General features: G+C 61.5%; 24 protein-coding genes and 4 pseudogenes. 11 read left to right on the top strand and 17 right to left on the bottom strand.

Annotated elements, in window-relative coordinates; all coding sequences use genetic code 11:
- From CIC12_RS17465 to CIC12_RS17455, 3 genes and pseudogenes are all read left to right on the top strand, one after another.
- A pseudogene (locus CIC12_RS17465) lies at positions 1 to 656 on the top strand (histone deacetylase family protein); the annotation flags it as partial.
- A gap of 103 nt (positions 657 to 759) precedes the next feature.
- The gene (locus CIC12_RS17460) at positions 760 to 1,863 is read left to right on the top strand and encodes a porin (protein ID WP_168665335.1); all 1,104 of its coding nucleotides are present in this window, start codon (positions 760 to 762) and stop codon (positions 1,861 to 1,863) included.
- Positions 1,864 to 1,954: 91 nt separating this feature from the next.
- A pseudogene (locus CIC12_RS17455) lies at positions 1,955 to 2,128 on the top strand (transposase domain-containing protein); the annotation flags it as partial.
- 461 nt (positions 2,129 to 2,589) lie between these two features.
- On the opposite strand, the gene CIC12_RS17450 reads toward CIC12_RS17455, so the two are convergent.
- A complete protein-coding gene (locus tag CIC12_RS17450; RefSeq protein ID WP_168665333.1) occupies positions 2,590 to 3,516 on the bottom strand; it encodes a DMT family transporter in 927 nt (308 codons plus the stop codon).
- Between the two features lie 152 nt (positions 3,517 to 3,668).
- Here CIC12_RS17450 and CIC12_RS17445 point away from each other — a divergent pair, with 152 nt between their 5' ends.
- Positions 3,669 to 4,394, top strand: coding sequence for an AraC family transcriptional regulator (locus CIC12_RS17445; RefSeq protein ID WP_168665331.1), 726 nt, complete (start codon positions 3,669 to 3,671; stop codon positions 4,392 to 4,394).
- Between the two features lie 279 nt (positions 4,395 to 4,673).
- On the opposite strand, the gene CIC12_RS17440 is transcribed toward CIC12_RS17445, so the two are convergent.
- Positions 4,674 to 5,552: a cupin domain-containing protein gene (locus CIC12_RS17440; protein WP_238812682.1), complete on the bottom strand. Its 879-nt coding sequence runs from the start codon at positions 5,550 to 5,552 to the stop codon at positions 4,674 to 4,676.
- Between the two features lie 176 nt (positions 5,553 to 5,728).
- On the opposite strand from CIC12_RS17440, the gene CIC12_RS17435 reads away from it, so the two are divergent.
- Positions 5,729 to 6,214 carry a MarR family winged helix-turn-helix transcriptional regulator gene (locus CIC12_RS17435; RefSeq protein ID WP_168665327.1) on the top strand — a complete coding sequence of 162 codons (486 nt, stop codon included), beginning with the start codon at positions 5,729 to 5,731 and terminating at the stop codon, positions 6,212 to 6,214.
- A 45-nt stretch (positions 6,215 to 6,259) separates the two neighbouring features.
- Here the strand turns inward: CIC12_RS17435 and CIC12_RS17430 are convergent, their stop codons facing one another.
- Positions 6,260 to 7,048, bottom strand: a complete 789-nt coding sequence (locus CIC12_RS17430) for an SDR family NAD(P)-dependent oxidoreductase (protein ID WP_168665325.1) — start codon at positions 7,046 to 7,048, stop codon at positions 6,260 to 6,262.
- Positions 7,049 to 7,209: 161 nt separating this feature from the next.
- Here CIC12_RS17430 and CIC12_RS17425 point away from each other — a divergent pair, with 161 nt between their 5' ends.
- A complete protein-coding gene (locus CIC12_RS17425; RefSeq protein ID WP_168665426.1) occupies positions 7,210 to 8,526 on the top strand; it encodes an MFS transporter in 1,317 nt (438 codons plus the stop codon).
- Positions 8,526 to 9,323 carry an SDR family NAD(P)-dependent oxidoreductase gene (locus tag CIC12_RS17420; RefSeq protein WP_168665323.1) on the top strand — a complete coding sequence of 266 codons (798 nt, stop codon included), beginning with the start codon at positions 8,526 to 8,528 and terminating at the stop codon, positions 9,321 to 9,323. The genes CIC12_RS17425 and CIC12_RS17420 overlap by 1 nt, the downstream gene beginning before the upstream one ends.
- 541 nt (positions 9,324 to 9,864) lie before the next feature.
- Here CIC12_RS17420 and CIC12_RS17415 read toward each other — a convergent pair.
- The 6 genes from CIC12_RS17415 to CIC12_RS17390 form a co-directional block, all read right to left on the bottom strand.
- On the bottom strand, positions 9,865 to 11,124 hold the full coding sequence (locus tag CIC12_RS17415; protein WP_342030545.1) for an MFS transporter: 1,260 nt from the start codon (positions 11,122 to 11,124) through the stop codon (positions 9,865 to 9,867).
- 114 nt (positions 11,125 to 11,238) lie between these two features.
- Positions 11,239 to 12,402, bottom strand: a complete 1,164-nt coding sequence (locus CIC12_RS17410) for an acetyl-CoA acetyltransferase (protein ID WP_168665322.1) — start codon at positions 12,400 to 12,402, stop codon at positions 11,239 to 11,241.
- A complete protein-coding gene (locus CIC12_RS17405; RefSeq protein ID WP_168665321.1) occupies positions 12,399 to 12,794 on the bottom strand; it encodes a Zn-ribbon domain-containing OB-fold protein in 396 nt (131 codons plus the stop codon). Before CIC12_RS17405 ends, CIC12_RS17410 begins: the two co-directional genes overlap by 4 nt.
- 11 nt (positions 12,795 to 12,805) lie before the next feature.
- On the bottom strand, positions 12,806 to 14,062 hold the full coding sequence (locus CIC12_RS17400) for a CaiB/BaiF CoA transferase family protein (RefSeq protein WP_168665320.1): 1,257 nt from the start codon (positions 14,060 to 14,062) through the stop codon (positions 12,806 to 12,808).
- A 64-nt stretch (positions 14,063 to 14,126) separates the two neighbouring features.
- Positions 14,127 to 14,573, bottom strand: coding sequence for a MaoC family dehydratase (locus tag CIC12_RS17395; protein ID WP_238812681.1), 447 nt, complete (start codon positions 14,571 to 14,573; stop codon positions 14,127 to 14,129).
- Positions 14,574 to 14,575: 2 nt separating this feature from the next.
- Entirely contained in the window at positions 14,576 to 15,049 is a 474-nt protein-coding gene (locus CIC12_RS17390; RefSeq protein WP_168665319.1) for a MaoC family dehydratase, read from the bottom strand.
- Between the two features lie 127 nt (positions 15,050 to 15,176).
- Here CIC12_RS17390 and CIC12_RS17385 point away from each other — a divergent pair, with 127 nt between their 5' ends.
- Together CIC12_RS17385 and CIC12_RS33885 are read left to right on the top strand one after the other, a co-directional pair.
- On the top strand, positions 15,177 to 15,938 hold the full coding sequence (locus tag CIC12_RS17385) for an IclR family transcriptional regulator domain-containing protein (protein ID WP_168665318.1): 762 nt from the start codon (positions 15,177 to 15,179) through the stop codon (positions 15,936 to 15,938).
- Positions 15,939 to 16,059: 121 nt separating this feature from the next.
- Positions 16,060 to 16,134 (top strand): annotated as a pseudogene (locus CIC12_RS33885) (IS6 family transposase); the annotation flags it as partial.
- Positions 16,135 to 16,249: 115 nt separating this feature from the next.
- On the opposite strand, the pseudogene CIC12_RS17380 reads toward CIC12_RS33885, so the two are convergent.
- The 4 genes and pseudogenes from CIC12_RS17380 to guaB all read right to left on the bottom strand — a co-directional run.
- Positions 16,250 to 16,910, bottom strand: a pseudogene (locus CIC12_RS17380) (tyrosine-type recombinase/integrase); the annotation flags it as partial.
- Positions 16,911 to 17,132: 222 nt separating this feature from the next.
- Positions 17,133 to 18,716: a glutamine-hydrolyzing GMP synthase gene (gene guaA, locus CIC12_RS17375; protein ID WP_168665317.1), complete on the bottom strand. Its 1,584-nt coding sequence runs from the start codon at positions 18,714 to 18,716 to the stop codon at positions 17,133 to 17,135.
- Between the two features lie 215 nt (positions 18,717 to 18,931).
- Positions 18,932 to 19,693, bottom strand: coding sequence for a hypothetical protein (locus tag CIC12_RS17370; protein ID WP_168665316.1), 762 nt, complete (start codon positions 19,691 to 19,693; stop codon positions 18,932 to 18,934).
- Between the two features lie 6 nt (positions 19,694 to 19,699).
- Positions 19,700 to 21,160 carry an IMP dehydrogenase gene (gene guaB, locus CIC12_RS17365; RefSeq protein ID WP_168665315.1) on the bottom strand — a complete coding sequence of 487 codons (1,461 nt, stop codon included), beginning with the start codon at positions 21,158 to 21,160 and terminating at the stop codon, positions 19,700 to 19,702.
- Between the two features lie 393 nt (positions 21,161 to 21,553).
- On the opposite strand from guaB, the gene CIC12_RS17360 reads away from it, so the two are divergent.
- Complete coding sequence (locus CIC12_RS17360; RefSeq protein WP_168665314.1) at positions 21,554 to 22,531, top strand: DMT family transporter; 978 nt, start codon at positions 21,554 to 21,556, stop codon at positions 22,529 to 22,531.
- A gap of 70 nt (positions 22,532 to 22,601) precedes the next feature.
- Here the strand turns inward: CIC12_RS17360 and CIC12_RS17355 are convergent, their stop codons facing one another.
- Both CIC12_RS17355 and CIC12_RS17350 read right to left on the bottom strand, forming a co-directional pair.
- Positions 22,602 to 22,934, bottom strand: coding sequence for an RnfH family protein (locus CIC12_RS17355; RefSeq protein WP_168665313.1), 333 nt, complete (start codon positions 22,932 to 22,934; stop codon positions 22,602 to 22,604).
- Positions 22,931 to 23,368 carry a type II toxin-antitoxin system RatA family toxin gene (locus CIC12_RS17350; protein WP_168665312.1) on the bottom strand — a complete coding sequence of 146 codons (438 nt, stop codon included), beginning with the start codon at positions 23,366 to 23,368 and terminating at the stop codon, positions 22,931 to 22,933. Before CIC12_RS17350 ends, CIC12_RS17355 begins: the two co-directional genes overlap by 4 nt.
- A 112-nt stretch (positions 23,369 to 23,480) precedes the next feature.
- On the opposite strand from CIC12_RS17350, the gene smpB reads away from it, so the two are divergent.
- A complete protein-coding gene (gene smpB, locus CIC12_RS17345; protein WP_042323149.1) occupies positions 23,481 to 23,927 on the top strand; it encodes an SsrA-binding protein SmpB in 447 nt (148 codons plus the stop codon).
- 119 nt (positions 23,928 to 24,046) lie between these two features.
- Here the strand turns inward: smpB and CIC12_RS17340 are convergent, their stop codons facing one another.
- Together CIC12_RS17340 and CIC12_RS17335 are read right to left on the bottom strand one after the other, a co-directional pair.
- Positions 24,047 to 24,985, bottom strand: a complete 939-nt coding sequence (locus CIC12_RS17340; RefSeq protein ID WP_168665311.1) for an SPFH domain-containing protein — start codon at positions 24,983 to 24,985, stop codon at positions 24,047 to 24,049.
- An 88-nt stretch (positions 24,986 to 25,073) separates the two neighbouring features.
- Complete coding sequence (locus CIC12_RS17335) at positions 25,074 to 25,529, bottom strand: NfeD family protein (RefSeq protein WP_168665310.1); 456 nt, start codon at positions 25,527 to 25,529, stop codon at positions 25,074 to 25,076.
- Positions 25,530 to 25,694 lie beyond the last annotated feature (165 nt).

Here is a 25,694-nt window from a genome sequence, read left to right as displayed (position 1 = left end):
AAAACACATTCGAAGGCGCGTACTGGTCCGCTCAAACCGCCGCGGCCGCCGCCGATGCCGTGCTTGCTGGCGCACCCAAGGCGCTCGCGTTGTGCCGCCCGCCGGGTCATCACGCGCAACAGGACCGCGCGTCCGGCTTTTGCTTCTTCAACAACTCGGCCATCGCAGCCACGCGGCTACGGCGACGCTACGCTCGCGTAGCGATCATCGACTTCGACATGCATCACGGCGATGGCACGCAGGGCATCTTCTATGCGCGCGGCGACGTCTTCACCGGCTCGACTCACGCCGATCCGCGAGAAACGTTTCCTTTCTTCAGCGGCTCGGCGGCTGAACGCGGCGTCGGTCCCGGCGAAGGCGCAAATCTGAACATACCGCTTACGCGCTGCGCGACCGACGACGACTTCGTCGGCGCCGTCACCGCGCTGATACAACAGGCGCGCGAGTTTCAGGCCGAAGCGCTCGTAATCGCAGCGGGATGGGACGCGCATCGCGACGACCCGCTCTCGCCGTTCGACGTGACGACCGATGCATACGCGCGCATCGCAGACCTGATTAGCGAGCAGCGTTTGCCCACCGTCGTGGTTCAGGAAGGCGGTTACCACCTCCGCGCGATCGAAGACGCGTTGCTGGCATTTCTCATCGCAATGCACTAAGCGACGCTAGCCGCACCCGCCATTTTTCCGTATGAGGCTCGCCGCGCGCGTGCCTCGGGGATGCTCACGACCAATCGTTTTTCAACAACAGCAAGGGGATAACATGAAAGGCAAGATTGCGCTCGCCGCGACCGCGGCGTCGTTAGTATCGCTCGCTCACGCGCAGGGCTCGGTCACGTTGTATGGGATACTCGACGAGGGCATCACGGTCGTCAATAACGAGGGCGGCTCGCACAATGTGAAGATGGAGAGCGGCGTCTATCGCGGAAGCCGCTGGGGTCTCAGCGGAACGGAAGACCTGGGCGGCGGATTCAACGCGGTGTTCAAGCTCGAAAATGGATTCAGCCTCGACAACGGCTCGCTCGGCCAGGGCGGGCTCATGTTCGGCCGGCAAGCGTATGTCGGATTCAGTTCGCCGTACGGCACGCTCACTTTCGGCCGCCAGTACGATGCGACGACCGACTTCGCATGGGACTTCAACGTAGCGGCGGTCGCATCGGGCTACGGGTTCCACCAGGGCGACCTCGATCGTACGCTCGGCGACCGGCTCGACAATTCGGTGAAGTACCGCACGCCCGACTTCCACGGCTTGTCAGCGATCGCGATGTACTCGTTCAGCAATACGCCGAGCGATTTCCACAAAGGCAGCGCGTGGAGCAGCGGCGGCTTCTATGAACACGGGCCATTCAAGGCGGCAGTCACCTATACGTATCTCGCGGGCACCACATTCGATCCGTATGCGGCAATGGGCATGCGCACGTTCATGGGCCGCACCGTCGTGATCCGGCAGGGTGACGATGTCACACCGATCGAAGAGTCATTCGCACTCGATTCGCTCGGCACGCTCGGCGTCGGCGCGAGCTACGCGATCGGTAACGTGACGCTGATCGGCAACCTGACCAACACGCGCCTCAAGTACCAGGGCGATGCCACCGTGATGCAAGTATATGAAGGCGGCGTCACCTGGCAGGCAACGCCCGCGCTGCTGACCGCAGTGGCCTACCAGCACACGCGCTTCGAAGGGAACAAGTGGCATCAGGTCAGCGCGGGCGCCTATTACAGCCTCTCCAAGCGGACCCAGATGTATGCGTCTGTCGACTATCTGAAGGCTTCGCAGGGCGTCGATCCGGTCACCGCGTATGACTTTGCGCCGTCGCATGTGAGCTGGCAAGGCAACGCTCGCGTGGGGATACTCCACAACTTCTGAGCGGCCTGACACGGCCATCGGCGGTGGCCGCCCGCGACACGCCGCGCCCGCTTGCGGACGCGACGTGTGTCGCGGGCTTCGTGTGTTTCGCGTCGCTGGCGCAAATGCCGCCGCCAACCTTTATTCGCTCGTGCAGACCTGCAAAGCCAACGGCATCGAGCCGTACCATTACCTCATCGCGCTGTTCAAGGCTCTGCCGCACGCACACACCGGCGACGACTACGAGGCTTTGCTGCCCTGGCGGTTAAATTCAAACGTGGTCTGACGGATGTTGCATGGCACCGCACACGGGACGCTGTCTATTGCGCGCTTAAGAAAAAGCTCGCTCACTCGGTGAACAGGACGTCTGGTTACTGACAACGACTGCGGAGCGCTTTTTTGAGCGAGCTGGCTATGAGCGGATAAGCCGCGATGAGGTACCTGGCGAAGTGCGGCCGTGCAGGCAGTTTACAGTTTTGTGCCCGTCAACCGCCACGTGCATGCACAAGAGGCTCCTACCGAAACCCTCGCCGGCCGTGGTCGAACGGCCGGTATCAAGCTGATTCCCGTCGCTCGATCCAGATTCGTCAACGGCTCTTTTTGGCCGCGCTCGGCCTCATGCAAATGGCATCGGTTGCTCGAATCTCACCGGGTCGCCACCGACAGCACGCGACCCAGTTGAGCTATCCAGCACGCTAGGCCCGAATGGCTGTTTCGGCCCGGGGAACAGACGCATCCCCGAAACGCTCATCGTCCTGCCGATTTTTGCATCGCTGTGTGCGCTGTGTCGGTGAACAATGGCCGACGCAGAGTCTGGGCCAACAACACCCCAAGGACGGACGCCCCGCCTCCGAGCAGGTGATATACGTGAAGGTGCTCACCAAACCATCCGACGGCAATCGCCGCCGTTGCAACCGGCAGCAGGTTCATGAACATGCTGCATTGATTAGGGCCGAGATGCTTGATCCCCTGCATCCAGAAAAACGGCAAGACAACCGATGCGAGTGTTCCCGCGTAGACAATCAACGGCAAACTCGCCCGGTTTGGAATTGCCGCATGCACCGGCAGTCGCAGTTCAAGAAACAGCATGAAGACCAGTGCGGCGATGGCCTGAAGATACGTCGACTGCCACGACGGCAATCCAACGTGCCAACGGCGTACCAGAATTCCATACAGCGCATAGACAAGTGTTGCCAGCAGCAACAGCAGATCGCCGGCATGCACACCGCCGGCCAAAAGTGCGACCGGGTTTCCCGAACTGATCAGATAGACCAGGCCACCGAATGACAGAACGCCGCCACACAGCATTCCGACGGTTGGCACCGCCCGCAGTAGCGCAACAGAAAGAAGCATCGTCAGCAACGGAACGAGCGAGGTCAAGATCGCCATGTTTGTTGCGGTAGTGGTCTTCGCTGCCTCATATGACAGGCACTGAAACAACGCCATCGCGAGAAAGCCGAGGAATGCGAGCTTCGGTAGTTGCGGCCAGATAGCGGCGCGATTTCGCCATGCTGGTTTAAAGACGAACAGGGTCATCAGTGCAACAGCAAGTACGAGCCGCCAGAACGTAATGGCCGTCGGATCGATCGTATTCGCAGACAGTTTCGATACCATCACATTGCCGGCCCAGAGCAATATCGCGGCAAGCGGAAACAGGAAGTGAAGATCAGGCATGAGGAAGCGCTCCGTGGAAATAAACGAAGCCTGATCATGCCGGTGGGCGTACAGTCCGTCTCACGCTAAAATGACTCAATTTATCGCAAAAATGTCAGCCTATGATTCCGCGTCCGCCTCATGACATCCATGTTCCTTTCGAGCGTACACCGATGCCGGTCGCGGTGCTGGCCGCCGACTATCCGCACGGTGCTTTTGTGGCATCGCATAGGCATCGTCGGGCGCAATTGCTTTATGCGGTCGAAGGAGTGATGTTGATCGAGGCGCAGGCGGGGCGCTGGGTCGTGCCGCCGACGCGTGCCGTGTGGCTAGATCCAGGGCTGGACCATACTGTTCGCATGAGCGGTAACGTCAAGATGCGCACGGTATTCGTCGAGCCCGGTACTGTCGATCATTTGCCGAGCAGCAATTGCGTGGTGGTGGTTCATCCGCTTCTGCGCGAATTGATCCTCGCCGCAGTGGATGTGCCGGTCGATTACGCTCGCGGTAGTCGCCATGAACTGGTGATGCAACTGCTACTCGCCGAGTTGACAGCAATTCCTCGGCTACCGCTCTATCTCGCATGGCCGACCGATCCGAAACTTCGCACGGTATGTGACACGGTCATGGCCTCGCCGGATCAGCGCCATGCCGTCGCGGAGTGGGCCTGGACGCTCGGTATCGCAGAAAAGACCTTGCACCGGATGTTTCATCGCGAAACAGGGATGACGTTCGGGCGCTGGCGCCAGCACGCGCGATTGTTCCTGGCACTGGAGCAATTGGCTCTCGGAGCGAAAGTCGTCGATGTCGCGCTTGAACATGGATATACGAGTCAGAGCGCGTTCGCGGCGATGTTCAAACGACACTTTGGCGTTGCACCTTCGGCGTTTTATAATTAATCCGTTGAGTCAGCACCGACCGGATTCGCATGTACAGCGGACACAGGGCAACGTGACAGGAATGACTCAAATCGGCCGAACTCGGAAATCCGGCCGATGCCATCGAGCGCTTGTAGTACCGCCACGTCGAACTGCCTTAGACAACCCGCTACTGTCGTTCGGACCGGCCGGGGCAATGACTGGTCTCGAGTTTCGACCGGACGCCCGCGGCATCGTTAGCTTTTCAGATGCCTCATCAACGTGCTGAATCATTCCTTTCCCGACGCCTGAATTGCCGGTTCATCGCCCCATGTCAAGCGGGGCCCGGTTGCCGAACCGCAACGGGTCGCCGTGCGCGGAAGTGAATCCGTAGAGTTCCGGACTTGCCGGCCCGTCCTCCCACGTGGACGGCCCGTCCGCCCACACCAGCATGCTCGCGCCGTAACGCGAGGAAAACGTCACCTGCGTGCCAGGTTCCATCACCACGAAATCGCCGGCCTTCGCGTCGGATACCACATCGCGCGCGACGAATGACACATCGCCCGCGAGAACGAACGCATCTACGAGCGAGCTGAGTCGGTGCGCCGGGACCTCGGTGCCCGGCAGCAACATCAGTTGCGTCATGCGGCGCACGACTCGCGTATGCGAGTAATCGTAGACGAGCCGGCGAGTCAGGCCAGCCACGCGAGTCGCGCTGATCTGCACCCTGTCAAGCTCGATGCTCAGATCGGGGAGATGCTCGGGAAACTCGTTTTCAAAGTCGGTGTGCCGGTTGCCGGCATGCAGGGAGTGCTTTACGTCGGGTCCATACGCGACCGGACCTTCCATGCGACCCACGGTCAGCGTGGGCAGATAGGCAATCGCGTCGTGCGTCGAACCGGCGAAATTAACGCCAAGTTGGCCGGCACCCGTCGTTCCCTGAAAGTCGGTCAGCCCGCCCGACAGGAAGTAGCTGAAGGCGGTGCCGAGGTGCTGATGTACCCCCGTACGCGCCATCGTGTCGAACGACATGAAGCCAAACGAATGCCCTGTACGATCGTCGCGCCGCACGATCTTCTGCGCAAGTCCACTCTTACCCACGCCTTGCCATGCGGTCTCCGACACGTCGAAGACGTATACACCGGCTTCACGCAGACCGCTCGACACACCGCTAAGTTCTACTGGACCACCGTTCATCATCGCCTCCGGGGGAGCGCGGCGTCGCAGCGCCGTGCCAACGGCCGCCTATCACCACACTCGGTTTCAATGTATTATCGTTTGATATAATATAGGCCCGGTGCCCGGCTTCGTCAAGGGCTCGTAATCAAGCCAACCCGCTGCCGTAAAATCGTTTCTCTAGAGCGTCAACCACTGACATGCAATTCAAAGAACTCACTGCGTATCGCATCCGCAGGGTCGCCGAATCGATCCTCGACATGGCCGAAGAACTGTTCGAGCGGCATCTGGAAATTCGCGTTCTCGACTGGCGGGTGCTCGTCAAGCTGGCAGACGCACCCGGCAGCATTCCCACCGAAATCGGCCGCGACATGCTGCTCACGCCAGTACAGACGGGGCGCAGCCTGCTCAGGCTGCGCGAACTGAACCTGGTCGTCGCCGTGCCTGACCCGAACGACGGCCGCGCGACGCGCTACTCGCTGACGAAGCCCGGTCGAACCGCTTACGAAGCCGGCATGAAGATCGTGCTCGAAGTGCAAGCCTTTGCGCTGCGCGACCTGAATGCGGTCGAAACCGTCGCGCTCAATGGCTTGCTGGATCAACTGATGAACAGCACCGCCTACTCGTCCGCCGACGTAGACCGGCTTTCGGCAGCGCTGTTCGGTGAGCGGCGTGACCGCGCGTGAGAAAGCCGTTCGGCGCTGAACGCGTCGCCAGCCCGACAAAGACGCTCACTGCCGCGCGCGCTGGTATGACTCGAATGACGCGCCGGTGATCAACGAAAGTCCGCCATCGATGTCAAGCGAGGTGCCGGTGATCATCCTTGCCGCCGGACTGCCGAGAAACAGGATGGCCTGCGCAACGTCGTCCGGGCTCAGCCAGTCGCCCAGCGGTACCATCGCGGCCACCTTTTGCCGCTCCTCTTGCGGGATCGCGCGTTGCGTCATGGCGGTCAGCACGGGACCCGGACACACCGCATTGACGCGGATCTTGTCGCTGGCCAGTTCGAACGCGGCGTGTCGCGTAAGACCCAGTATGCCGGCCTTGGCCGCCGTGTAACTGACGCCGCCCGTGTAGGACACGCGCTTCGCCGCCAGCGACGCCACGTTGACTGCAGCGCGCCCAGTTCCCGCCCTCAGCAGCGGCACCATGTGCTGCAGACAGAAGAAACTGCCAGACAGATTGATGGACAGCACGCGCTGCCATTCCTCGGCGGTCGTTGTCTCGAACATGCCGCGGGACACGATTCCGGCGCTGTTGACGAGCAGATCGACACTGGCGACCGACGCGCCGATCGCCTCGACCGCATCCCGTATCGACGCCTCGCTCCCGATATCGACCTCCACCACCGTCAAAGGCCAGTCGTTGCCGGCGTAGTCCTCACGCATCGTCTCCAGTGCACCCCGGTCACGGTCGAGCGCCACCACCTGCGCGCCTAGGCTGGCCGCAGCCTGCGCCGTCGCCAGTCCGATCCCACTTGCCGCTCCTGTTATTGCGACGGTCTTGCCGCTGAAGTCCATGTCTCCTCCGGAAAAATGTGTCTCTGGCAACGCGTGCCTCGATTAGGGATTGTCCCGACACCACAACCGCGCCATGCCGGCACAACCAGGTATATATTATCAATTGATACTAATCTACGCCGGTGCATGGGCGTATGTCAACGAGATTCAGGGAGACAAAAATGAGCGGAGCCCTCGGAACGACCTTTCCCGCGCCTGTTGACCGGGCGACCGATGCCAGGATTTTCTGGCGGCTGATTCCAATCATTCTGGTCAGCCTCGTCATCAACCAGCTCGACAAGGTCAACGTCGCGTTCGCGAAGCTGCAGATGGCGCCGGATATCGGACTGTCCAATACCGCTTACGGGCTCGGGGCGGGCATCTTCTTCATCGGCTACTGTCTGTTCGAAGTGCCAAGCAATATGCTGTTGCATAAGGTCGGCGCGCGCGCGTGGATTACCCGGATCCTGGTGACCTGGGGCGTGCTGTCCGCCTGCACGATGTTCGTGACGGGGCCGAGGTCTTTCTACCTTGTGCGCTTTTTGCTGGGCATCGCGGAAGCCGGTTTTGCGCCCGGCATCATGCTCTATGTCAGCCAATGGTTCCCCGCCCGCACGCGAGGCCGGATCATCGCGATATTCATGACCGCGCTGCCGATCTCCGGCGTGATTGGCAGTCCGCTGTCAGCGTGGCTGATGACGTCCGCGCCCGACTCATTGGGCTTGCGTGGCTGGCAGTGGATGTTCCTGGTTGAGGGCGTGCCTGCCGTGCTGTGCGGCATCGCTTTCTGGCTTTTGGTGCCCAACACCATCGACGATGCCACCTGGCTCGACGAGTCGGAAAAGACGGCCCTGAAAGCGGAGGTCGGGCAGAGCGCAGACCATGCAGGCAGCTTTGCGCGCGGTTTGTCGGACGCCCGTGTGTGGATGCTGTGCGCTATCTATTTCGCGTTTGTCGCCGCACTGTATGGCGTGAGTTTCTGGCTGCCGACGCTTGTCAAGTCGCTGGGCTTTGTCGGCATCCGGGAGATCGGCGCGATGACGGCGCTTCCTTACGCCGCCGCCATCCTAACGATGCTCGTGCTCGCCTGGAACTCGGACCGTACTGGCGAGCGGCGCAAGCACCTTGCGCTGGCCGGTACGTTCGGCGCCGTGTGTCTGATCCTGAGCGTGATATTGCGGGCGACGCCGATGTGGTCGTTCGCGGCACTCATCGCGGCGATGGCCGGCATTTTGGCGACGATTCCCCTGTTCTGGAACCTGCCCACTGCCTTCCTTAAGGGAGCGACTGCCGCGACCGGCTTCGCGCTAATTACGTCGATCGGCAATCTGTCGGGCTTCGTCGCGCCTTACGTCGTCGGCGTCGTTACCGACGCGACCGGCAACACCGCTTCGGGAATGTATGCGCTGGCGGCTGCCGCGATCGTCGGTGTGCTGCTCGTGTTCACCATCCCGGCTGGCCTGGTGAATCGGACTATATTGCCAAGGGAGAGCAAGTAATGGACTACGTCACCGATAACGCAGACCGTGCGTGCGGCGGTCATGCCACCCGTGTAGCGATGGTCACGGGCGGTGCGAACGGAATTGGCGCGGCCATTTCGCAAAGGCTTGCGAGCGAAGGGTTCACCGTCATCGTCACCGATATCGACCTCGAAGCGGCGCAGCACCTTGCACGTGAAATTACGGCGAATGGCAATCGGGCCGATCCGGTCCGGCTCGACGTATCGGATGCGCATTCGATCGGCAGTGTCTTCGCACAGCTGGAGGGCGAATACGGCCGCTGCGACATACTGGTCAACAACGCGGGCATAGCCGGCGTCGCGTCGTTTCTCGATTGCCCGCTTGAACTCTGGCTGAAGGTTCAGGCGGTCAATGTCACGGCGCCCATGCTGTGTGGTCAGCGCGCGGCACGGCTGATGGCACGCAACGGGTGGGGACGGATCATCAACATTGCGTCGATCAGCGGCGTGCGCGCGGGCATTGGGCGGACCGCGTATGGAACGTCGAAGGCCGCATTGATTGGACTGACGCGGCAGATGGCGATCGAGCTGGCCGAATCCGGCATTACCGCGAATTGTGTCGCCCCAGGTCCTATCGAAACGCCGCTCACGCGCGATCACCACTCGGCCGAGACACGCGATGCCTACCGTAGATCCGTGCCAATGCGACGGTACGGACAGCCCTCAGAAATTGCAGACACTGTCGTGTTTCTCTGCTCGCCCGGCGCGGCCTACATCACGGGGCACACAGTCCCCGTTGACGGTGGATTTCTGGCTGCCGGAATCCTCGACAGCTAACCCCCGGCGGAGGGACGAAACGTGAGCATGTCACGAGAAACTATTATTTTGCCCGGAACGCCAGCAACTGCGATGCTCAGGTAGCCAAGCTATAGCGGTCACTCGGACATATCGCGCCACTGGCCGTTCACGGCCGGCTACTGCCTGATGGCGACCAGCGGCAGCCGACCCTGAACTGCCCGTCGATCCGGGTGACCTCCCCGGCAGCTTTCAAAGTACAACGGCCATTCATTCCTTGGGTTCGCTAGCCGGCGGGCCGGTCACGTCTACCACCTTCGGCGATTCAAAATCATTTGACGAATTCGGTCATATCGGCGCCCATGGAATGTTTCCGGCAGAGTTTGCAGACATCATCCGTCGCGGCGAGTGAGCCCACTATCCCGTCGTGCTGAAAATTCATACCGTTGAACGCGCTCGTTCGTCCCGTGCGATTGACCAACTCTGTAGCTCTGACAGAGCTGGGACTGCTTGAAAGCGAGCGAGGTCTCACGCTCTGCATCGCTTGAGTGAGGTTACGATCTTCATAAGCTACGAGGAAAAGCTACTGCCTTCCCTTGGCAGCGGGAATACAAACCAGCAACGTCACCATCCCAATTGCCAACAGGATCGCTATAACATCGAGGCCAACGTACAAACTACCTGTGTGCACCTTGACCGCTCCGATCATCGCGGGGCTGACCGCACCGCCAAATGAACCGATCGAACTGATCAGCGCGAGGCCGCCCGCTGCTGCGGATTGACTCAGATAGGCACTCGGAATGGTCCAGAACAGGCTAAGCACGCTGAAAATGCCGACAGACGCGATCGTCAATAACGTGACAGTCAGTGCCAGACTACCGACTGCCAGCGGCAGCAAAAAGAAACATGCCGCGGCCGCGAACCCGCACAGCGCGACATGCCAGCGGCGTTCCAGGTACTTATCTGAACTATAGCCAACGACCACCATCCCGATCGTCGAAACAAGGGAAATTGCCCCGCTGGTCCATCCGATCGAACTCACGGTCTGTCCGGCAATGGCCTTCAGCACGGTGGGGCCCCACAACAGGATTGTGTTCAGCGAGCAGAAATAGGCAAAGTAGATGAAAGCTAGCAAATACACTTTCGGATCACGCAACGCATCGCGAAAAGTGCCCTCCGCTGCGGGTCGCGACTGACGGTCTGTCGCCAGGTCCGTCAGGACCCAGTTCTTCTCTTCATCGCTCAACCACCGCGCCTTTGCCGCATTGTCCGAGAGATAGAAGTACGCAACGACTCCGCATACCACTGCGGGCGCGCCTTCCGTGAGAAACAGCCATTGCCAGCCATGAAAACCTCCGACGCCTTGGAACTGTGCCATCACCCATCCCGATAGTGGCCCAGAGATGATGCCGCCGACGGGAACCGCCATGACAAACAGACTGGTCATCCGGCCCCGCAGACGATCCGGAAACCAGTAGGTCAAGTACAGCAGGATTCCCGGGAAAAAGCCGGCCTCTGCAACGCCGAGCAGAAAACGCAGGACGTACAGGTGCAGTGCGCTCTGTGCAAACATGAGCAGACAAGTAACCATGCCCCAGAGCACCATGATCCGTAGCAGCGTGCGCCGTACACCCACGCGTTCGAGCAGAAGGTTGCTTGGCACCTCGAAAGCAACATAGCCGATCGAAAAGACACCCGCAGCTATACCATAGACAGCGTCGTCAAGCTTCAGGTCGTGCAAGAACTGGAGCTTCGCAAAGCCGATGTTGAACCTGTCTATCGTTGCCAGCATGTAGCACAGCAACAGGAACGGTATTAGCCGCCATGCAATCTTTCTGTACACGGCATGCTCCGCGGGTACGACAACAGCTGGCATAGATGACATACCTGGTCTCCAGAGTGGTAGTTATTTGGGCGTTTTGTCGCTCGTGCTATTCATCGCCGGCGGCCTTTGATCTCAGGACACCGTGGCTGCACTGCCAAGGATCACGGTGCTCTGGCTCGACAATGTGCCGCCGTTGCCATGCGCGATCGCGGTCTCGCAGCCAGGGACCTGGCGGCGGCCTGCTTCGCCACGTATCTGACGCACAGCTTCGATGAGAACGAATACGCCGTACATGCCCGGATGACAGTACGAGAGACCGCCGCCATTTGTGTTCACGGGAAGTGCCCCACCCGGTGCGATGGCACCGTCGGCAACGAAGCGGCCACCCTCGCCCTTCGGACAAAACCCGAGGTCTTCCAGGAACAGCAGGGTAGTGATCGTGAAGGCGTCGTAGACTTCAACCACATCAATATCCCGCGACGTGAGCCCGGACATCGTGTACGCGGCGGCACCCGAGCGCGCCGCGCCGGTGATGGTCAGATCCGCCATGCTACTGATGCTGTAGTGGCTCAGATCTTCCCCGACGCCGAGCACATACGCGGGACGCGCTGCGAGATTCGCGGCGCGTTCGGCCGATGTCATGATGAGTGCTCCGCCGCCATCGGTGACGAGACAACAGTCACGCACGGTCAGGGGACTGCTGACCATGCGGGCGCCTAACACCTCGTCGATCGTGAGAGGCTGTTTTTCCCATGCAGACGGGTTGAGGAGAGCCCACTGCCTTGCGGCCACGGCAATATGTGCCAGATGTTCGCGCGTGGTGCCGTACTGATGCATATGGCGGGCTGCCGCCAGTGCGTAAGAACTCGACGTGTAAATCGGCCGGTATGGTGACTCGTACGGATTGGCGTCGGGAGCGGCAACGTTCGCTCGGCCGACACTACGTTGCGTACTGCCGTAGGCGATCAATGCAACCTCACACAGGCCGGACTGGACGGCGGCTTGCGCATGCGCGATCATCGACATGAAGCTGCCCCCTCCGATATTCGTGCCATCGTGATAGCGCGGCTTGACACCGAGGTATTCGCAAAGCGCGAGCGTGGGCATTCGACTTTGCGACGTGGTCGCAAAGACGCCGTCCACATCGCGCAACGACAGGCCGCAGTCCTGCAGGGCACGGTGGGTTGCCTGCGCCATCAGATCAATGGCCGAAAGGCCCGCACCAACCTCGCCGAGATCGGATTCTGCTACGCCCAAAATGGCGCAAGCGCCGCGTTTGAGTATGGATCCGGTCATGCTATCTCCGCATCGAAGACGGGGTACGGTGGTTGTCCATCAGCGGGACGATGTACACGAGCCCGCACCCGCATGCCAATGCGGACCGACTCGGCCGGCAAGCCCTCGACCCGGCTCATCAGGCGAAAGCCCTCGTCCACGTCGATAAGCACGACGTTGTAAGGCGGTTCCCCACGCGGACTGATGACGGTGACGGCATAAACGGTCCCGAGGCCGGTGCTGATACGCCATGTCAGATCCGGGTTGCCAGAACGGGGCCCGACGACGCGCGGATAGAACACAGCCTCGCCCGTTGCGGCGTCGTGCTGGTAGGCCAGTTGCCCCATACCCAGATAGTCACGGAAGACGGCCAATGGCGAAGCGGAAGGGGAAATATTGACGGTGCTGGTCATGAAAACGTCCTTCAGATGACGCAGTTCGCACGGTAGTCGGCGATTTCCTGCTGCGTACAACCGAGCAGTTCCTGAAGCACCGCATCGGTTGAGTCGCCGAGAGTCGGTGGCGCTCGACGGTAGGACGGCGGGGTATCGCAGAGCCGTAGTGGGCTGGCGATGGTGGAGACAGTGCCCCCATCGGCTTGGCGCATATCAACTCGCAGCGCACGATGCTGGACCTGCTCGTCCTCGAACACTTCCCGGTAGTCATTGATAGGACCGCACGGCACGCCGCGTGCATCGAAGCGTTCGATCCATTCCGCCTTGGAGCAAGTCAGCATCGCGCGCGCCAGTTCGGGCACGAGTTCATTGCGTCCGGTGATGCGCCCAGTCACATAACGCCAGCGCGGATCGTCGGCCAGATCCGGACGCTCAATTGCATCGCAATACTGTTGCCATTGGGTGTCGTTGCCGACGGCGACCACCATCTCTCCGTCACCGACGGTGAACACCTGATAAGGAACGAGGCTCGCGTGGGCATTGCCATAACGATGCGGCACCTTGCCGTTGGCGAAGAAGCCGGTCACCTGGTTGCCACCCAATGCGACGATGCAGTCAAGTAACGCCATGTCGATGTACTGCCCCCTGCCCGACACTGTCCGGTACTGAAGCGCTGAAAGGATCGCGATCGTGGCATACATGCCCGTGATGACGTCGGCAATCGCGATGCCGGCCTTCTGCGGTCCACCGCCGGGCAACGCGTCCTGTTCGCCGGTGATGCTCATCAGACCGCCCTTTGCCTGGAATACGAAGTCGTAACCGGGCTTGTTCGCGCTGGGACCGTCCTGACCGTAGCCGGTGATCGAACAGTAGACCAGCCGGGGGTTGACCTCGCGCAAGCACTCGTAGTCGAGGCCATAGCGCTTCAGATCTCCGACCTTGTAATTTTCGATCACCACATCGCTTTTCGCAGCGAGCTGGCGCACCAGCGCCTGACCTTGCGGCGAGGCGATATCGACTGTGATCGACTTCTTGCCGCGGTTAGCCGCGGCATAGTACGTCGAGTTGCGAGTGTCAGCTCCGTTTGCGTCCCGGATCCAGGGCGGCCCCCAGGCGCGAGTGTCGTCGCCGATGCGCGGCCGCTCGACCTTGATGACTTCCGCCCCCATATCGGCCAGGTTCTGGCTGCACCAGGGTCCGGCAAGAATGCGGGAAAGATCAAGCACACGGATGTGCGACAGGGCCTGCGGGCGCCCCTCGGCTACTGGCGTTTCTTCCAATGACATGGTCAGGCTGTCTCAATGTTGTTATCGGGAATGAACGTGGGCGCCCCGGCCTAGGAGGCATCGATCAAAGCACGGCCGGAAACTCCACCATCGCCTCGCCAACCGCAATGGTTTCGCCGCGCTGATTGGACACCTGGACGTCGAGCGTCGCCCAGCGTCCTTTTTTAGTCACCTGCACCACCGTGATCGTGGCGGTCGGCGTGATCGTGTCACCCGGTTTGACCGGCGCCTTCCAGCGGGTTTCCAGCCGGCGCTGAACGCCGCCGCGCGGATAGAGCCAGTCGGTCAGCATCTTCGTGATAACGCCAAAGTTGTTCATGCCGTGCATGATGATTCCACCGAAACTCGTCCGGCCGAAACTGCCCTTCATGTACTCGTCATCAAGGTGCAGCGGATTGAAATCCAGCGATGCTTCGCAAAATTCGCGGATGGTTTCGCGGGTAGGCGAAAAGGGGGTGCCGTCGATCTGCTGCCCCGCCTGCAAGGTGTCAAATGCGTTTGTCATGGTCATCCTCAGAAAGCGCGAATCGTCCAGCCGCGGCCGGAGCAGATCACCTGGTTGTGCTGGTTGAAAAAAACGTTGTCATGAACGACGAACAAACGATCTTTCTTGATGAATTTGTCGAGTGCGCGCGCTTCAAGGCGGATAGTGTCGTCCGGGCGGGCGGGAACGTTGTAGCTCCACGACTGACCAGCGTTGATGGTGCCGGGACTGCGCATCCAGTCGTCGGCAGGCGTGCAGGAGAACATCAGCAGGATGTGAATCGAAGGCGGTGCGATCAACCCTTTGTAGGAACTCTGTTTCGCGTACTCCTCATCGAAGTACAGTGGATGCGTGTCGCCCAACACCCGGCACAGCTTCTGGATTGCTTCCAGCGTGAGCGTGTAAGGCAACGTCTTGCGCGGCTCGCCAGGGATGATGTCGTCCCAGGTCTTGCGCAGTTCGGCGTCCTTCCAGAAATCTGTCTCGAAAATTTCGGCTTTCATGAGGTTTCCATATCGAGTTGATGGATTGCTATTAGTTCGATACAATGTCCGCTAAGCGGATATATATGTCCGCCTAATGGTCATAATCGCAACTTAAATCTGAGATGTCAAGGCTCACGGAGAAAGCATGGCAACGCCTGAGAGTGAATCGTTCGTCCGCACATTCGCGCGTGGTATCGCGGTGATCGAAACGATGGGACGCGGTGCAACGCACCAGACGCTGGGAGAGATTGCCGACGGTGTCGGTCTGCCGCGAACCGCCGTGCGACGATTTCTGATGACTCTGATTGAGCTGTCTTTCGTGAAGTCCGACGGAAAGCAATACTGGCTCACGCCGCGCGTTCTGCGGCTAGGGCTTTCGTATCTGGGCACGCTTCCCTATTGGCGTGAGGCCCAAGTGGCGCTTGAGGAACTTTGCACGCGCATCAAGCAGTCGTGCGCCCTCTCTGTACTCGACGGCGAGGACATCGTTTACATCCAGCGTCAGCATTCAAAACGGATCTTGCCCATGAGTCCGACCCTAGGAAGCCGGTTACCCGCACATGCCGTGTCGATGGGGCGGGTGATGCTTGCCGGTCTCCCTGACGAAGAGTTGAACCATTACCTCGAAATGGCCACGCTCAAGCATCTGACCGGTGCCACCGTGATGGACAAAACAATCTTGCGGGAACGAATTCTTGCCGCACGAAGCGACGGATACTCATGGATTGACGGGGAACTCGATGATTCCATTTGCGGGCTTGCAGTCCCGGTACGCGATAAGGACGGCCTGACCATAGCGGCGGTAAATGTCAGCCTTCCCACGGGGCAATTCGACCAGAAAACCGCGGTTCAGCGGTATCTAGGTGAGTTGCGTCTCGCGGCGTCCCAGTTGAGGGCCGCGAGCTAGCTTCGTCGACGTTTATCCTGACAGGGAGGAGGCGTCCCTGACCGTTCTGCTTGGCGCGACGCCAACGAAGCGACGGGCGTGATCGGCCCGCAAAGAAGTCCGTTGTTCGCGCGGAGGGGCCCTGTCGAGCTTCGGCCTGATCCGGCAACACGTCGAGATCAAACGACATCTGCTTCGCGCTTCGCGCTATCGAAAGTAGCTTGCCGCCCGCCTTTAGGCATGGCATCGGCATACGGGACTCACCCAAGACCCGTCCGCGATTTGAGCAAGGGCTAATCCTATCGCCATCTCGTCGCCGACCTTGACAGCGCCGTCAGCGTCCGATCACGCGGCTTGAAACTAGCGATTGCAGACGGGCGGAAGGCCTCCGCAGGATTTTCGACCTTAGTTCCCGCGCTTGCAAGAAACGGTAGACCTGCAGAACGATGTCACGCGCCTGCACGGCTGGGGCCGCGGCGCCCCTCTGCTTGATCTGCTCGCAGCGCGCCATCAGTCGTGCGGCGTGATCTCTTCCAACTTCAGCCGGCCAAATTCCGACGCGAGATTCCGCTCGTATACCGATTTGCGCATCGCTCGTGTGGAGTCGGCAGGAGCAGTGTCTGCAAAGTATCTCTCCGCCCACTTACCAAACGTTAGTGCCTCGGTCGCCTCGACCCGTTTCTCGACTTTCGCACGTGAAGGACTCTCTCCGCGTTGGATTGCTCCGTAGGCTTGGCCCCGTAGAAGCCGGGCTCCCGGGAGGCTAATAGCCATTCCGAATCCGAGCTCGTCTGGCTTGCGTGGCTTCCGTGCGGAAAGTGATGGATCGTACCGGCCGATAACCAAGGTTTCCCGGCGACCGTTCACCCGGTAGTCGTACCGGAAGCTCACCGCGCCTGCCGGCATCACTGCCGCATAGAGCCCCCGCTGATCGGCAACCTTGTAGATCTTATTGGCCGGCTTCAGCGCTCGCAACTGCATGTCTGTGAGCATAGGGACTCCTCGAACGTATACCGTCAACCGATACCGTCAGACTGATTTGACGGTATCGGACAAGGCCGTCCGAGGGAGAAACGCCTGTACCGTCACCGATACCGACATTTCCATCAGGCATTGCCCAAGTCACAGCAGAACACACCGGACAATAACCCCATGTTTTTAAACGGAAAAACATGGAAAACCGGACCTCTCGGAACGACTGGGGAGCAGTCTCATTTACTCCCACTCGATCGTCGCCGGCGGCTTCCCCGAGATGTCGTACACCACCCGGTTGATCCCGCGCACTTCGTTGATGATCCGGTTCGACACATGCCCCAGCAACTCGTGCGGCAGATGCGCCCAATGCGCGGTCATGAAGTCCAGCGTCTGCACCGCGCGCAGCGCGACGACGTACTCATAGGTCCGGCCGTCACCCATCACGCCCACGCTCTTCACCGGCAGGAACACCGCGAACGCCTGGCTCGTCAGGTCGTACCACGACTTGCCGGTGTCCTTGTCGATGAACGTACGCAGCGTCTCGATGAAGATCGCGTCCGCGCGGCGCAGCAGGTCCGCGAAATCGCGCCGCACTTCGCCGAGAATCCGCACGCCCAGACCCGGGCCCGGGAATGGATGGCGATAGACCATCGCCGGCGGCAAACCGAGCTTCACGCCAAGTTCGCGCACCTCGTCCTTGAACAGTTCGCGCAACGGTTCGAGCAGTTTCAGATTCAGCGTCTCCGGCAGGCCGCCCACGTTGTGGTGGCTCTTGATGGTCTGCGCACCCTTCTTGCCCTTGCCGGCCGATTCGATCACGTCCGGATAGATCGTGCCTTGCGCCAGCCACTTCGCATCGGTCAGCTTGCCGGCTTCGGTCTGGAACACCTCGACGAACTCCGCCCCGATGATCTTGCGCTTCGCTTCCGGATCGGTCACGCCAGCAAGCTTGCGCAGGAACACGTCGCTTGCGTCGACGTGAATCACCTTCACGCCGAGGTGGTCGGCGAAGGTCGCCATCACCTGCTCGGCTTCGTTCAGGCGCAGCAGGCCGTGATCGACGAACACGCAGGTGAGTTGGTCGCCGATCGCGCGATGCAGCAGCGCTGCCGCCACTGACGAATCCACACCGCCCGACAGCCCCAGGATCACGTGCTCGTTACCGACTTGCTCGCGAATTTTCGCGACGGCTTCGTCGATATAGTTGCCCATTTCCCAGTCGGCCCGCGCGCCACAAATCTGCAGCACGAAGCGTTCGAGCATCGCACGGCCTTGCACGGTGTGCGTGACTTCCGGGTGCCATTGCAGGCCATAGAAGCGGCGCTGTTCATCGGCCATAGCCGCGATCGGGCAGGATTCCGTCGACGCCATCAGCGCGAAGCCCGGCGGCATTTCGAGCACCTTGTCGCCGTGGCTCATCCAGACCTTCAGCATGCCGTGACCTTCTGGCGTGGTGAAGTCGCTGATGCCTTCGAGCAGGCTCGTGTGGTTACGCGCGCGCACTTCGGCATAACCGAATTCACGCAGATGGCCGATGTCGACCTTGCCGCCCAGTTGCTCGGCCATCGCCTGCATGCCGTAGCAGATGCCGAGCACCGGCACGCCGAGTTCGAACACCGCTTGCGGCACGCGCGGCGTATCCGTTTCTGTGACCGAGCTCGGGCCGCCGGAAAGGATCACGCCCTTCGGCGCGAAGTCGCGAATGAACGACGCATCGACGTCGTACGGGTGAATTTCCGAATACACGTTGGCTTCGCGAACGCGACGTGCAATCAGTTGGGTGACTTGCGAACCGAAGTCGAGAATCAGGATCTTGTCATGCATGGCAGCGGACGGAGTCAAAAGTGAGCAAATACGGAATGCCGCGCACGAGGCGCGGCGTTGAATTCAAAGCGATCCACGTGGGAACGATCGAGCATGAAACATAACGATGAAGCGTACTGGCGTATGCACCGTGGCAGCCATCTGCCTGCGGCGCGCGCGAATGAACGCGCGAACGGAATCCGGTAGCTTCGGCGGACGGCGTGACGCGCAGCGCGTCAGCCATGAAGCGGCGGCCGGGGCCCGCCAGAGGCATCTGCGGCGGCGTTGCGGGCGTCTTCGCGCGCGGCCCGGGCAGCGCGTTCGGACTCCGTGAGGCCGGCTTCGCCCGTCACAGGATGCACCGGCGTCGTCGAAGCGGCACTCACGGGATTCACCGGGGTGTCCGGATTGACCGGCCGTGTGACCGGCATGACAGGCTCGACGACCGGCTCGGCGCGATAGACCGGAAAGCCCGCGGTGACGCGAGGCTCGCGCTCCAGTTCACGGCGTTTTGCGGCTTCCTTTGCCGCCTCGGCTTCGGCTTCACGGGCAGCGCGCTTTTCAGCACGGCTGGAAGAGCCTTTGACCACGATCCCCTTCTCGCGCCGCCGCACGGCACCCGACAAACGCACCCCACCGAGACCGACGACCACGAGCACGACGCCCGCCAGCACCGCGATGATCTGCCCGAAGCCGGTAAGCGCCGGTGTATGCAACCCAAGCAGCCAGACCAGCATCAGTACACCGGTCAGCCAGTTCACATGACCGACGACCTTGGCGACCGCGGACGTCAGCGCCCCGTCGAACGATGCGTGCAAGGCCAGCCACGCGAGCCCGATCAGCGCCACGCCAAACCCTTGGCCGACCAGCGCCGGCTGGGTTTGCACCAACTGCAGCGCGTCGTACAACGAGGTCCAGGGCGTCAGCAGAAACAGCAGGCCGAACGCAAGCAACAACAAGGCATCGAGGATGAGTACAACGCGCAGCAGTGGCTTCATTGGCGTTTAGTCCACGTGGTAGTTGGGTGCTTCCTTGGTGATCTGCACATCATGCACGTGCGATTCGCGCAGGCCCGCGCCGGTGATCTGCACGAACTCGGCCTTGTCGTTCATCTCCGAGATCGTACGGCAGCCGCAGTAGCCCATGCTCGCGCGCACGCCGCCGATGAGCTGGAACAGGATCGCGTTGACCGAGCCCTTGTAGGCGACGCGGCCTTCGATACCTTCCGGCACCAGCTTGTCGATGTTCGCGGAGTTGTCCTGGAAGTAGCGGTCCGCCGCGCCGTCCTTCATCGCGCCGACCGAACCCATGCCGCGGTACGACTTGTACTGACGGCCCTGATACAGGAACACGTCGCCCGGCGCTTCTTCGGTGCCGGCGAACATGCTGCCCATCATCACGGCATTCGCGCCCGCTGCCAGCGCCTTGCTGACGTCGCCCGAAAAGCGCACGCCGCCGTCGGCGATGACCGGCACGCCCGTGCCCTTGAGCGCTTCGGACACGTTGGAGATCGCAGTGACCTGCGGCACGCCCACGCCGGCGACGATCCGCGTCGTGCAGATCGAACCCGGGCCGATGCCGACCTTCACACCGTCCGCACCGTACTCGACGAGCGCCCTGGCGGCCGCCGCGGTGGCGATGTTGCCGCCGATCACTTCGACGTGCGGGAAGTTCTGCTTGACCCACTTGACGCGCTCGAGCACGCCCTTGCTGTGACCGTGCGCGGTATCGACGACGATCACGTCGACGCCCGCCTGCACCAGAAGCTCGACGCGCTCTTCGTTGTCTGCGCCGACGCCGACCGCCGCGCCCGCGCGCAGCTTGCCGTGTTCGTCCTTACAGGCGTCCGGATGTTCGGTCTGTTTGGTGATGTCCTTGACGGTCATCAGGCCGCGCAGCTCGAACGCGTCGTTGATCACCAGCACGCGTTCGAGGCGGTGGCTGTGCATCAGCGCCTTCGCTTCGGCGAGCGGCGTGCCTTCCTTGACCGTGACGAGGCGCTCGCGCGGCGTCATGATGGTGCGCACCGGCTCATCCAGACGCTCTTCGAAGCGCAGGTCGCGGTTCGTGACGATGCCGATCAACTGCGCGCCTTCGACGACCGGAAAGCCCGAAATGCCATGCTGCTGCGACAGCGCGATCACGTCGCGCACTTTCATCTGCGGCGGCACCGTGATCGGATCGCGCACGACGCCCGACTCGAAACGCTTGACCTTGGCGACTTCGCGCGCCTGCTCGGCCGGCGTGAGGTTCTTGTGGATGATGCCCACGCCACCCATTTGCGCCATCGCGATCGCGAGGCGAGCTTCAGTGACGGTGTCCATGGCGGCGGACACGAGCGGCATATTCAGGGAGATGTTGCGGGTCAGCCGGGTCTTGAGGCTGGTGTCGCGCGGCAAAACATCGGAGAAAGCCGGGACGAGGAGCACGTCATCGAACGTGAGTGCTGTTTGGATCAGACGCATGGCAAATCCTATAGGCGCAAAAGCGAATTATACGCGATACCTCCCCGGTTTTCACTGCACGAACAGCAGCTTAGCGAATTTCGGGCGATTTTTTCGTGTCTTCGCACCGGTCGATTTCGCTTCGCTGTTCGCGCCGGGTTCGATCGGGTTTCGTTTGCGCGTTCGAGGGCAGCGGGACACCGGGTGGTCTGGCCGGGGACCTTTTCACGTGGCGCAGCGCTGGGGGCGGCGAGCGCCGCCCGCCCCGCCGAAGCCCTGCAACACTGCGCAAAAAAGGACGGCTCGGCGCATCGAAACCGCCCAAAAACCGCCCGAATGCAGAATCGAACAAGACGCTTAGCCCGAGGAACGGCTATCCTGCGGGCCATTCCAGTTTTCTTGCAGGGGCGGTCGATGCAACGCGGTGTGGCATATGGGGTAATGGCCGGGGCCTTATGGGGCATGGTTTTTCTGGTGCCGCGCGTGCTGCCCGACTTTTCGCCGCTGCTGCTGAGCGCGGGGCGCTACACGATGTACGGCATCGTCTCGCTGGCCGCCGCGCTGCCGATGGCGCGCTCGCTCGTCAAACGGCTGACACGCGAGGATCTCGGCGCGCTGGTGAAACTGGCGCTGGCCGGCAATCTCATCTATTACCTGCTGCTGACGGCGGCCGTGCATCTGATCGGCATCGCACCCGCGTCGCTGATCGTCGGCGTGCTGCCGGTCACGGTCACACTGCTCGGGCGGCGCGATAACGGCGCAGTGCCGCTCGCTCGCCTCGCGTGGCCGTTGGCGGTGGTGATGGCGGGCATCGTCTGCATCAACGTCGACGTGTTCACGGTAGCGGACAGCGCGCCGGTGAGCGTCGCCACGAAGCTTCTCGGGGTCGCCTGTGCGGTCGGGGCACTGGCCTGCTGGACGTGGTTCGCGGTCGAAAACGCCCGCTATCTGCAGCGCCAGACGCATTTCACCGGCAATGAATGGTCCGTGCTGTGGGGTGTGGTGACGGGCGCGCTCGGCGCGGCGCTATGGCTCGTGATCGCGGTGCTGCCGTCGGGCGGCCCGCAAGGCGAACTGGCCGACGCGCGCTGGCACACGTTCTGGATGCTGAACCTTGGCCTCGCGATCGGCGCGTCGTGGCTCGGCAACGGGCTGTGGAATGCCGCGTCGAAGCGGTTGCCGTTGACGCTGTCCGGTCAGATGATCGTGTTCGAGACGCTCTTCGCACTGTTCTACGCGTTCATGTACGACCAGCGCCTGCCGCGTCCACTGGAACTCGCCGCGATCCTGCTGCTGGTGGCGGGGGTGTGCTGGTCGGTGCGCCAGCATGCGGACGATGATTCGTCGGGGCTCGCGCCCATCAAGAAGAAGGCGCAGGTTTCGGCGCCTTGATGACGACACAACGGTTGGCAACGTTTTGGCGCGAACCCGCCGCGCCACTTCAACGCACGGCGCGCGCCGCCTAACGCGAATCCCGATTCTGCCAACGGCGCCCTTCGATCGAGCCTGCCTTGCGGGTCTTCTCGACGCGGCGTTGGCGCGACAGCTTCGGATCGACCAGCAGCGGACGATAGATCTCGACCCGGTCATGATCGGCAAGCACCGTATCGAGCGGCTTGAGCTTGCCGAACACACCCACCTTCTGCGTGTTCAGATCGATACCCGGAAAGCGCTGCAGGATGCCGCTCGCGTCGAGCGCCTGTTGCAGCGTGGCGCCCTCGGGCAAGTCCACGGCGATCAGCGCCTGCCCGCCGGGCGACGCATAGCACACTTCGATCGACAGGCGCGCGCTCATGCCTTACCGTAGCGCTGGTCGGCGCGCTTCACGAATGACTCGACGAACGTGTTGGCGATGTGATTGAACACCGGCCCAATGATCTTCTCGAGAATGATGTTGGTAAATTCGTAGTGCAGCGCGAATTCGATCTTGCAGGCATCCGCGCGCAGCGGCGTGAAACGCCAGAAACCGGTGAACTTGCGAAACGGGCCGTCCGCGAACTCCATATCGATGCGCGTAGGCCGTTCCATGCTGTTGCGCGTGGCGAAGTGCTGCTTGATGCCCTTGAAGTTGATGTCGATCTTCGCCTCCATGCTGGTTTCGTCCCGGTGGCGGATTTCGACACCCCCGCACCAGGGCAGGAAGTTGGGGTAATCGGCGACGTCGGTAACGAGGTCGAACATCTGTTCCGCCGAATGGCGGATCAACACGGTTTTCTGGACATCTGCCATAAATTGAACAGCGCGTGGCAAGGGTGGACAAGCGGGTTGAAAAGCGCCGCGGGCTTTCCTTGCCCCGCTTTGCTAAAATCGTGATTTTAAACGAGTTGGGCACTTTCCATTCATGAGCATCATCGACAACAGAAAAGCCTTCTACGACTACTCGGTCGAAGAACGCTATGAAGCAGGGCTCGTGCTCGAAGGATGGGAGGTCAAGGCGCTGCGCGCCGGGCGCGGCCAGATCAAGGAAGGTTACGTCGTTATCAAGAATAACGAACTGTTCCTGATCGGCACGCACATCAGCCCGCTGCCCGAAGCCTCGACCCATATCAACCCCGACCCGGTCCGCACGCGCAAGCTGCTGCTGCATAGCGAGGAGATCAGCAAACTGATCGGCAAGGTCGAGCAGCGCGGCTACACGCTCGTGCCGCTGAACTTCCACTACAAGGGCGGCCGCGTCAAATGCGAGATCGGCCTCGCCAAGGGCAAGAAGCAGCACGACAAGCGCGAAACCGAGAAGAAGCGCGATTGGGAACGCGAGAAGGCGCGGTTGATGCGCTCGCCGAGCTGATCGAAGACACGTTTCCGCGTCCCACCACGCGGCAAGCGTTAGGCACTCAATGAAAAATAGCCCGCACGATCTGCGGGCCATCTGTTTTTCGCGGCGGACAAATCCGCGCACCGCGTGGCTCACCGCGCCTCGGTCACGCCCTTGTCCTTGCCTTTGCTCACGATTGTCAAGGCCGACGCGATCATCGAACTCATATCCGCGAGATTGCCCGGCACGATCAGCGTGGTGCCCTGCTTCGCCAGATTGCCGAACGCGTTCACGTACTGTTCGGCCACCTTCAGATTCACCGCTTCCATGCCGCCGGTCGACTGGATCGCGGCCGCGATCTTCTGGATCGCCTGCGCGTTGGCCTCGGCCACCGCCAGAATCGCCGACGCCTGGCCCTGCGCCTGGTTGATCGCCGCTTGCCGCTCGCCCTCGGACTTCTGGATCGCCGCTTCACGGCCGCCCGACGCGATATTGATCTGTTCCTGCTTGCGCCCTTCGGACGCCGCGATCAGCGCGCGCTTCTCGCGCTCCGCGGTGATCTGCGCCTGCATCGCGTGCAGGATTTCCTTGGGCGGCGTCAGATCCTTGATCTCGTAGCGCAGCACCTTCACGCCCCAGTTCGACGCCGCCTCATCGAGCGACGAGACGATGCTGTGGTTGATGAAATCGCGCTCCTCGAAAGTCTTGTCGAGCTCCAGCTTGCCGATCACCGAGCGCAGCGTGGTCTGCGACAGCTGCGTGATCGCGAAGACGAAGTTGCTCGATCCGTACGACGCCTTCATTGGATCGGTGACCTGGAAGTACAGCACGCCGTCCACCTGCAACTGCGTGTTGTCGCGCGTGATACAGACCTGGCTCGGCACTTCGAGCGGAATTTCCTTGAGAATGTGTTTGTACGCGATCCGGTCGACGAACGGAAAAGCGAAGCTCAAGCCCGGCGTCAGCGTACTGTGATAACGGCCAAGACGCTCCAGCACCCACGCGTGCTGCTGGGGCACGATCTTGATGGTCTGTGCCGCGAGCACGATGACGATAATCAGCAGCACGGCCCCGACGATGGTTGAATCCATATTGGTTCTCCGGTCCTTCTGGTTCGAATAGTTGTGCGTGTTTGACGCAAACGCGGATGCAAGCGCAGACCGCAAGCCCGCCAGACACTCAGACCGTGCTTGCGTTGGTCTTCGGCTGCCGGCTCGCCACGACGATCAGACAACTACCGCGCAATTCCGTGATTTCGTAGACCTGCGCATCTTCAGGCTCGCCAGCAGCCAGTTCGACATCCCACGCCGCGCCGCGATAAGTCGCGCGCGCCCGGCGCTCGTGCCACGCCGGCACGCTCAGCGTCTGACCGATGTCGAGATTGACGTCCGGATTGCGCGACGCGTGCGCGCGCTTGCGACGGCCAAAGCGCGAGCGCCTGAGCAGCACGACCGCCGCCAGCGCAACCACGGCGGCCACTGCGAACTGCACATCGGCAGCGGCGCCGGCAATGTGCGCAAGCGCCGCCGCGACGAAGCCCAACGCGATCATCAACAGATAGAAGGTGCCGCTCGTCAACTCCAGCACGACCAGCACGCCCGCCCCGATCCACCAGAACAATCCACCTGGCACCACGTCGACCTCCGCAAAACAAAACACCCCGGATCTACCGGGGTGTTTATAGCACGAAGCGCCTGCGTATTAACGGGCGATGCGGTGCGCTTCAACTCACGCTTGACGGACCGCCTCTCACGTTATGCACGCTGCCGCCTGGGTTCTTCACCCTCAAGCGGCATGCCG

Source organism: Paraburkholderia sp. SG-MS1, from assembly GCF_012275575.1.
GTDB lineage: Bacteria > Pseudomonadota > Gammaproteobacteria > Burkholderiales > Burkholderiaceae > Paraburkholderia.
The sequence above is the reverse complement of the archived record's forward strand: the minus strand, read 5'-3'. Positions and strand labels throughout refer to the sequence as shown.

Bases quoted from the DNA above. Each gene is read 5' to 3' on its own strand.
- CIC12_RS17460 (WP_168665335.1), top strand. From the start codon at position 760: ATGAAAGGCAAGATTGCGCTCGCCGCGACCGCGGCGTCGTTAGTATCG.
- CIC12_RS17450 (WP_168665333.1), bottom strand. From the start codon at position 3,516: ATGCCTGATCTTCACTTCCTGTTTCCGCTTGCCGCGATATTGCTCTGG.
- CIC12_RS17445 (WP_168665331.1), top strand. From the start codon at position 3,669: ATGCCGGTCGCGGTGCTGGCCGCCGACTATCCGCACGGTGCTTTTGTG.
- CIC12_RS17440 (WP_238812682.1), bottom strand. From the start codon at position 5,552: ATGATGAACGGTGGTCCAGTAGAACTTAGCGGTGTGTCGAGCGGTCTG.
- CIC12_RS17435 (WP_168665327.1), top strand. From the start codon at position 5,729: ATGCAATTCAAAGAACTCACTGCGTATCGCATCCGCAGGGTCGCCGAA.
- CIC12_RS17430 (WP_168665325.1), bottom strand. From the start codon at position 7,048: ATGGACTTCAGCGGCAAGACCGTCGCAATAACAGGAGCGGCAAGTGGG.
- CIC12_RS17425 (WP_168665426.1), top strand. From the start codon at position 7,210: ATGAGCGGAGCCCTCGGAACGACCTTTCCCGCGCCTGTTGACCGGGCG.
- CIC12_RS17420 (WP_168665323.1), top strand. From the start codon at position 8,526: ATGGACTACGTCACCGATAACGCAGACCGTGCGTGCGGCGGTCATGCC.
- CIC12_RS17410 (WP_168665322.1), bottom strand. From the start codon at position 12,402: ATGACCGGATCCATACTCAAACGCGGCGCTTGCGCCATTTTGGGCGTA.
- CIC12_RS17405 (WP_168665321.1), bottom strand. From the start codon at position 12,794: ATGACCAGCACCGTCAATATTTCCCCTTCCGCTTCGCCATTGGCCGTC.
- CIC12_RS17400 (WP_168665320.1), bottom strand. From the start codon at position 14,062: ATGTCATTGGAAGAAACGCCAGTAGCCGAGGGGCGCCCGCAGGCCCTG.
- CIC12_RS17395 (WP_238812681.1), bottom strand. From the start codon at position 14,573: ATGACCATGACAAACGCATTTGACACCTTGCAGGCGGGGCAGCAGATC.
- CIC12_RS17390 (WP_168665319.1), bottom strand. From the start codon at position 15,049: ATGAAAGCCGAAATTTTCGAGACAGATTTCTGGAAGGACGCCGAACTG.
- CIC12_RS17385 (WP_168665318.1), top strand. From the start codon at position 15,177: ATGGCAACGCCTGAGAGTGAATCGTTCGTCCGCACATTCGCGCGTGGT.
- guaA (WP_168665317.1), bottom strand. From the start codon at position 18,716: ATGCATGACAAGATCCTGATTCTCGACTTCGGTTCGCAAGTCACCCAA.
- CIC12_RS17370 (WP_168665316.1), bottom strand. From the start codon at position 19,693: ATGAAGCCACTGCTGCGCGTTGTACTCATCCTCGATGCCTTGTTGTTG.
- guaB (WP_168665315.1), bottom strand. From the start codon at position 21,160: ATGCGTCTGATCCAAACAGCACTCACGTTCGATGACGTGCTCCTCGTC.
- CIC12_RS17360 (WP_168665314.1), top strand. From the start codon at position 21,554: ATGCAACGCGGTGTGGCATATGGGGTAATGGCCGGGGCCTTATGGGGC.
- CIC12_RS17355 (WP_168665313.1), bottom strand. From the start codon at position 22,934: ATGAGCGCGCGCCTGTCGATCGAAGTGTGCTATGCGTCGCCCGGCGGG.
- CIC12_RS17350 (WP_168665312.1), bottom strand. From the start codon at position 23,368: ATGGCAGATGTCCAGAAAACCGTGTTGATCCGCCATTCGGCGGAACAG.
- smpB (WP_042323149.1), top strand. From the start codon at position 23,481: ATGAGCATCATCGACAACAGAAAAGCCTTCTACGACTACTCGGTCGAA.
- CIC12_RS17340 (WP_168665311.1), bottom strand. From the start codon at position 24,985: ATGGATTCAACCATCGTCGGGGCCGTGCTGCTGATTATCGTCATCGTG.